Origin of the sequence: Leucobacter sp. M11, assembly GCF_035726885.1 — a bacterium.
In the GTDB taxonomy this organism is placed as follows: domain Bacteria; phylum Actinomycetota; class Actinomycetes; order Actinomycetales; family Microbacteriaceae; genus JAPFRB01.
Genome location: NZ_JAPFRB010000002.1, coordinates 675,030 through 682,058 on the forward strand (window position 1 = coordinate 675,030; position 7,029 = coordinate 682,058).

Sequence of the window (7,029 nt, forward strand, 5' to 3'; positions counted from 1 at the left end):
CGTCTGTGCACGGCGACGGTGACTCTTAAGGTAAGCCGAGAGCCGCCGAGGGGCAATCATCCGCCACAGACCCCACAAGGGGGCCGCGGGCGGCGAGCCGGAGAAGTGGACGAACTCTACAAACTGCGAGCCTGTTCTTTGTTCAGGTACGCGGGTTTTCTCCGGGGTCGCCGTCGCGGCGCGCCAGCTCCCGCAGCCGCTTGCGCCGCAGGAGTACGGAGCCGACCACGACCAGTGCGGCGGAGAGCACGCCCGCGCCGCCGAGCGCGAGCATCAGGCCCAGCGGCAGGGGCGGGGGCGGCTCGGCCTCGGCGAAGCGGATGACCGCGGCGAGGGGCCAGCCCTGGGCGATCACGGGCGCGTGCCCGTCGCGTCGCGAACCTCGATGAGGACGCTGAACGCGTCCTGGAGTTCCTCCGGTTGCACCGCCTGGCTCGCGTCGCCGTCGGGCAGGGTCGCGGGCAGCCGGAACGTGACCGGAATGCCGAAGCCAGCCCCGGGGGCTCCCGCGGATCCGATGTCCTCGGCCGCCGCGCCGGACGCGCACAGCTCGCCGAGGTTCAGGCCCGGGTCGATGGTCGGCTCGCCCGGTTCGCCGAAGAAGATCTCGATCACCGCGGCGCTCGGACTCAGCTTCGGGGAGCCCTCGCAGACGAGCTGCGCGGAGACCACAATCGCGTCGGCCCGGACCTCGGGATCCGAGTCCGTCGGGGCACCGTCCGGGTCCTGCTCAATCGCGACGATCAGGTCAGCGACGGTCGTCTGGCCCGGCTCCAACGCGTCGACGACAAACGAGGACAGGCCCATGCTGCCGACGCCTCCGACCACGAGGCCGAGCCCGGAGGATTGGCGGTCACCGCCCAGGCTCTCCATCATCAGATCGAGGACGCTCTCCTCCGGGGCCGCCTCCTCGGCGGGGACGCACCCGGCAAGGGCCAGGGGGGCCACGAGGGCAAGGGCCACCGCACCCGTCCGGAGCGGCGCGGCGCGGAAGAAACGGCGACGTGGGGTTGGGCTCGCGGGCATCGGCGGCCTTTCCGTGTGGGGAAGGAGATCGGTGCCGGGCGGGAAGCCCGGTGCCCTCAGCGTAGCGCGGGCGGGCGCAGAAACGCCCGCCCCGCGCGTGCGGGGGCGGGCGTTTCACGTGGCACCGGGGTGCCAGGGGCTAGCGGAGCTGGTCGCCGGGGAAGAACTCGGCGAAGAAGCTCGGCGTGATCTCCGCGCGCTCGAACAGCTCCTGGGTCCGGCGCTGCCGGTTGCGGGGGATGATCGTCACGACCGTGCCCTCCTTCCCGGCCCGGCCGGTGCGGCCAGCGCGGTGCAGGTAGGTCTTGTACTCCTCCGGCGGGTCCGCCTGCACCACCAGGTCGATGTCATCGACGTGGATGCCGCGCGCGGCGACATCGGTGGCCACGAGGACGTTCACGCGACCCTTCGTGAGCTTCTCCAGGTTGCGCGTACGGCGGGCCTGGTTCAGGTCGCCGTGCAGGCTCACCGCGGGAATCCCGGCGTCCTCGAGCAGCTCGGTGAGCCGCTCGGCGTAGGCGCGGGTCCGGGAGAAGACCAGGGTCTTCCCGTCGCGGTCCACGAGCTGCTCGATGAGCTGGTCCTTGTCCTCGCGGTTCACGACGAGCACCTTGTGGTCGATCGTTCCGGAGGCCTGGTCCTCGCCCGCGATCTCGCGCACGGCGGGGTCCCGCAGGAACTCCTTGACGAGCTTCGCGACGCCCTGGTCCAGGGTCGCCGAGAACAGGAGCTTCTGGCCGTGGTGCTTCGTGCGGCGCAGAATCCGCTGCACTGGCTCCAGGAAGCCGAGGTCGCACATGTGGTCGGCCTCGTCCAGCACCGAGATCACGATCTCGCTGAGGTCCAGGCGGCCCTGCTCGATCAGGTCCTCGATGCGGCCGGGGGTGCCGATGATGATGTCGACGCCGCGCTCCAGCGCGCCCACCTGGCGCTGCTGGGGCACCCCGCCGTAGATCTGCGTGGTGAACAGACCGACGGCGCGGGCCAGGGGCTGCACCGTACGGTCGATCTGCAGGGCGAGCTCGCGCGTGGGCGCCATGATGAGCGCCTTGGGCTTGCGTCCGGCCGGGAAGCGCCGGCGGCGCTCCCCGCGGACCGGGCGGGGCTCCTCGTAGTCGTCGGCCGCGAATGCGCCCTCCGCCTTCAGCTTGAGCAGCCGCTCGACGAGGGGCGCGCCGAAGGCAATCGTCTTGCCGGAGCCGGTGCGGCCTCGGCCCAGGACGTCCGAGCCCGCGAGCACATCGGGAATCGTGGCCGACTGGATCGGGAACGGCGACTCCGCGCCCAGCTCCGCGAGGGTGCGCACCAGGTTCTGGCCCAGGCCGAGCTCGGCGAAGCTCTTCCCGTCGTGCTCATCGGAGCTCGTGGCCTGGGCGACGAGGCGCTCCAGCACGACGTCCTCGGCGGGGCTGTACCGCGGCTTGTCATCGCGGAATCCGCGCGAGGGCTCTCGGGTGTCCCGGCGGGCGCGGTCCTCACGGAAGCCGCGCTCGGGCCGGTGGCCCCGCTCGGGACGCTCGAACTGCCCGCCCCGGTCGAAACGCTCGGGGCGGTTCCCGCGGTCGCTGCGCTCGGCGCGCTCGGGGCGCGGAGCAAACTCTGCGCGGGCCGGGCGCTCGGGGCGCTCGAAGCGCTCCGCGCGGGCCGGGCGCTCGGGGCGGTCAACGCGCTTGCCGCCCGTGCGCTCCTGGCCGCTCTCGTCGAAGTAGCGGCGACCGGGGCGCTCCGCGGAGCCGGGCTCCGACCGGAAGGAGCCGCGGTCCTCGCGCGGCGCAAAGCCGCCGGAGCGCTCGCCCCGGGCCTCGTCGCGCTTCTGGTAGCCGGGGCGATCGTCGCGCTTCTGGTACCCGGGACGGTCGTCGCGCGGGGCGAAGCCGCGCCCGCCCTCGGCCCGGGCGTCATCGCGCTTCTGGAATCCGCCGGAGCGGTTGCCCGAGAAGCCGCCGTCGCGCTTCTGGAAGCCACCCTCGCGCTTCTGGTACCCGCCGCGGTCCTCGCGGCCGGGGCCACCGGAGCGCTCGTCGCGCCCCTGGTATCCGCCGGAGCGGTTCCCGCGGAAGTCATCGCGCGGCGCAAAGCCCTCGCGGCGCTGGGAGCCGCCGCGGTCCTCGCGACCGGCAAAGCCGCGGTCGTCGCGGCCCTGGGACCCGCCGGAGCGGTTCCCACGGAAATCGTCGCGGGGCGCAAAGCCCTCGCGCCGCTGCGAACCGCCGCGGTCCTCGCGAGCGGGGCCGCCGCCGAAGCGGTTCCCCTGGGGGCCGCCGGAGCGCTCGGCGCGAGCGTCCGCGTCCCAGCGGTTCTTCTTGGGGGCGTCCTCCTCGGGACGGAAACCGCGGTGCTTGGGGCTGCGGTTGCCCGGCGCGGACTTGCCGCGGTTCGGGTCGTAATTCTTGGCGGGCTTGAAGCCGCCCTTGTTGTTCTTGGGCATGATGCCTCTCGGGTTCTGCGTGACAGCACACAGCGCGACCACCCCTCGAAACCGAGCGGGTGTGGGCTGTTTCCCCGGGCAATTCTTTGGCCGGGCCGTTCACGTGTCGTGATCACCGCGGACGGATCATCTCGCGGAATTCGGCCTGGCGGACGCATACGGTCACCGTGAGAGCGGTGGCGTCCAAAAGCCGACTGGGTTATCGTACCGCAGCTTCCTGAGAGCCGCCCGCGGATCTCTTCGTCGGCGCGGCGAACCCCGGCTTCCCCGCCGGACGGGGGCCGCGGCGCGAGCCACGCCTCGGGCGGACCCGGCTCAGCGTTCGGCGAGTTCCTCGCGGATCTCGGCGATGAATTCAAGCTCGTCCTGGGCATCCTCGTCGGCGATCTCGGTCACCCAGCTGAAGAAGGACTCCGCTGCGTCGAGGAGCTGGGGGACGAGGCTCCGCGCGTGCACATCGATCTCGGCGTCGCCGACCGAGAAGTAGGTCGCCCCGTCCCGGTCGCGGAGCACCACGTGGATTTCTCGGTTCGGAAAGGCGAACTGGCCGACCCCATCGCGGAGGTACTCGTCCAGCATCGACAGCAGATAGGACCAGAGCGGCCACAGATCGTCGGCGGTGCGCGCGTCACTCAGGAGCACCTCGTTCACGGTGAGATGCAGCACCCCGGCGCTCCACCCGGGCTGTTCCTCGCGCTTGGCGCGCCACCGCTCCGCGGCGTGCCCGGGCTGTTCGACGACGTCGATCAGCAGCTCGGGGTCGCTGAAGAGCTCGTCGAGCTCCCGCCCGTCCTCGGCGAGGAGGAGGCTTCTGGCGTTCACACTGCCGGTGCTGAGGCTCACAGGGGGTCCTTCGTTGGGGTCGTTGCGTCGGGGGAATCCGGCCCCGCGTCCGGTGCGCCCGGATCGGGCCGCACGGCGGGCTCCGCCGAGGCGGATGGGTCGCGGGGGCGCGTCCGGATCGTCTCGTCCAGCTCGGGGTCAATCCCCCGGTCCCGCGCGGCGTGCTGGGCGTGTTCAGCGCCCGCGGCTGGCCCCGCGTCCGCGCCCGGGAGCGCGGGGGCGGACGCGGCGCCGGCGTCGCCGAGGACCGGCACCGCGAGGTGCGCCGCGCCCGGCGCCGCCACCGCGTCCCCGCGTGCGGCCCGGCGCTCGCGGGACCGCTCCCGGGCCCGCTCTACGGCGTAGTACAGCGTCGGGAGCACCACGAGCGTCATCACGGTGGAGGAGATCAGACCGCCGATCACGACGATCGCGAGCGGCTGGGAGATGAAGCCGCCGTGCCCGGTCAGCCCGACCGCCATCGGGGTCAGCGCGAGGATCGTGGCGAGCGCCGTCATCAGGATCGGGCGCAGTCGGCGCAGGGAGCCGAACTCGACCGCCTCGCGGAGCGGGTGACCCCGGCCCCGGAGGGTATTGATGAGGTCAACGAGCACGATGGCGTTCGTCACCACGATGCCGATGAGCATGAGCACCCCGATGAGCGAGGCGACGCCGAGCGGCACCCCCGTGATGACCTGGAGCAGGATCGTTCCGGTGGCCGCGAAGGGCACCGAGATGAGCAGCAACAGCGGCTGCAACAGGCTCTTGAAGGTCGCCACCATCACGATGTAGACGATGAGGATCGCGGCCAGCAGGGCGATGCCGAGCTGCTGGAAGGCTTCTTCCTGCTGGGCGAGCACCCCGCCGACCTCAGCGGTGACACCCGCGGGCAGCTCGATCTCGGCCAGCGCGGCCTCGATCTCGGCCGAGGCGGTGCCCAGGTCGTCGCCGAGCGGCGTCGCGGAGATCGTCGCGGAGCGCGCGCCCTGCACGGTCGTCACCGAGACGGGACCGTCGATGACCTCGACCGTGGCCAGGCTGTCGAGGCGCACCTCCCCGGCCAGCGTCGGCACCGGCATCGCGGCCAGTTCCGCCACCGTCTCCGGCGCGCCTGGCCGGGCCAGGTACACCGTGATGCTGGACTCGTCGAGCATCACCTGGCCGAGCGAGTTCGGCTGCATCTTGGCCGAGACGATCCCGCCGAGCGCGGCCTCGCTCAGGCCGGCATCCGCGGCCTGTTGCCGGTCCGCCCGCACCGAGAGGAAGGGGCGCGAGGTCCCGAGGTTGCTCGACACCTGGCTCAGGCTGTCGAGCGAGCCGAGCGTGTCCACGAGGGTCTCGGCGGATTCCGCCAGGGTATCCTGGCCCGGGGCCGTGACCTGCACCTCGATGGCCGATTGGCCAAAGCCCCCGCCGCCGCTCGCGGACAGCGAGAACGCGCCCGCGTCATCCAGGTCCTCCAGGCGATCCCTGAGCTCCTCCTGCAGCCGGGCTTGACCGGCGTCGGGGTTCGTGGTGACGGAGTAGGTGAGCACGCCGTCCCCGCCGCCGCCGAACATCGCGGCCAGGCCGGAGCCCGAGCTCCCGAGCGCGACCTGCACGGTGTCGACGTCCGCTTCCTCGGCCAGCAGGGCCTCGACGCGCTCCGCCTGGCGGAGCTGCTCGTCCAGGCTGGTGCCCGGGGCGAGGGTCTGACTGATCGACAGCGAATTCTGCTCATCGCTGCCGATGAAGTTGGTCTTCATGAGGGGGGCGAGCGCGACGGTCCCCGCGAGCGTGAGCACGGCGATCCCGAGGGTCGCGAGGGGCTTCGTCAGCGTCCAGCGGATGATCGGCCGGTAGGCGCGCTGGAGCTTCGTGACGCGCGAGGCGCCCTCGCCCTCTTCCGCGAGTAACTTGGCGTCCTCCGCGCTGAGGTTCGCGGGCACGGGCCGGGCCTTCTCTGGCTTCAGGAACCAGTACGCCAGCACGGGCACGATCGTCAGGGAGACGAGGAGGGAGGCGAGCAGGGCGAGCGTGACGGTCATCGCGAAGGGCCGGAACAGTTCGCCGGTCATCCCGGTCACGAAGGCCATCGGCAGGAAGACGGCGACCGTCGTGATCGTCGAGGCCGTGATCGCGCTCGCGACCTCCTTGACGGCGAAGAGGATCGTCGGGCCCCGGTCGGCCCCCGCCACCAGGTGCCGCTTGATGTTCTCGATCACGACGATCGAGTCGTCAACGACGCGCCCGATCGCGATGGTCAGCGCGCCGAGGGTGAGGATATTCAGGGTGTAGTCCGCCGCCTGCAAGCCGATGAAGGTGATGAGCACCGAGACCGGAATGGAGATCGCCGTCACGAGCGTCGCGCGCACCGAGAGGAGGAAGACCAGGATGACGAGCACGGCGAAGACAAGGCCGAGCGCGCCCTCCACCGCGAGGGTCTCGACGGAGCTTTCCACGTAGGGGGCCTGGTCGAAGACCACGTTCAGGCTGATGCCGTCCAGCGCGCGCTCCAGCTCGGGCAGGGCACCGCGCACCTCGTGCGAGACCTCGACCGTGTTGGCGGCGGGAAGCTTGGTGATCGCGATGGTCAGGGCGGGCTCGCCGTTGACCCGCGAGATCGAGGTGACCGGGTTGGATTCGAGGCGGACATCGGCGACCTCGCCAATCGTCACGGGCACGACGGGCGTCGCGGCCGGGGCCTGCGGTTCAGCGTCCTCGCCGGTCGGGGCTCCCTCCGGCGGGGCGGGCTGTCCCTGCCCGGGGACCTC

At 71.9% G+C, this 7,029-nt stretch carries 5 protein-coding genes; all 5 read right to left on the minus strand.

Going from position 1 to position 7,029, the window contains the following annotated elements:
• Positions 1-142: 142 nt before the first annotated feature.
• Positions 143-355 (minus strand): hypothetical protein, encoded by a 213-nt coding sequence (locus tag OOT08_RS07640; RefSeq protein WP_325092001.1) that lies wholly within the window; start codon positions 353-355, stop codon positions 143-145.
• On the minus strand, positions 352-1,026 hold the full coding sequence (locus OOT08_RS07645) for a hypothetical protein (protein WP_325092002.1): 675 nt from the start codon (positions 1,024-1,026) through the stop codon (positions 352-354). Before OOT08_RS07645 ends, OOT08_RS07640 begins: the two co-directional genes overlap by 4 nt.
• Positions 1,027-1,165: 139 nt before the next feature.
• Entirely contained in the window at positions 1,166-3,454 is a 2,289-nt protein-coding gene (locus tag OOT08_RS07650; RefSeq protein ID WP_325092003.1) for a DEAD/DEAH box helicase, read from the minus strand.
• A gap of 315 nt (positions 3,455-3,769) precedes the next feature.
• Positions 3,770-4,297, minus strand: a complete 528-nt coding sequence (locus OOT08_RS07655; RefSeq protein ID WP_325092004.1) for a hypothetical protein — start codon at positions 4,295-4,297, stop codon at positions 3,770-3,772.
• Positions 4,294-7,029 (minus strand): efflux RND transporter permease subunit (locus OOT08_RS07660; protein ID WP_325092005.1); only part of this gene is annotated, 2,736 nt, incomplete at its 5' end. The genes OOT08_RS07655 and OOT08_RS07660, both read right to left, overlap by 4 nt.

What these genes read in the sequence shown, in the direction of transcription:
- OOT08_RS07650 (WP_325092003.1), bottom strand. Translation starts at nt 3,454, where the DNA reads ATGCCCAAGAACAACAAGGGCGGCTTCAAGCCCGCCAAGAATTACGAC.
- OOT08_RS07645 (WP_325092002.1), bottom strand. Translation starts at nt 1,026, where the DNA reads ATGCCCGCGAGCCCAACCCCACGTCGCCGTTTCTTCCGCGCCGCGCCG.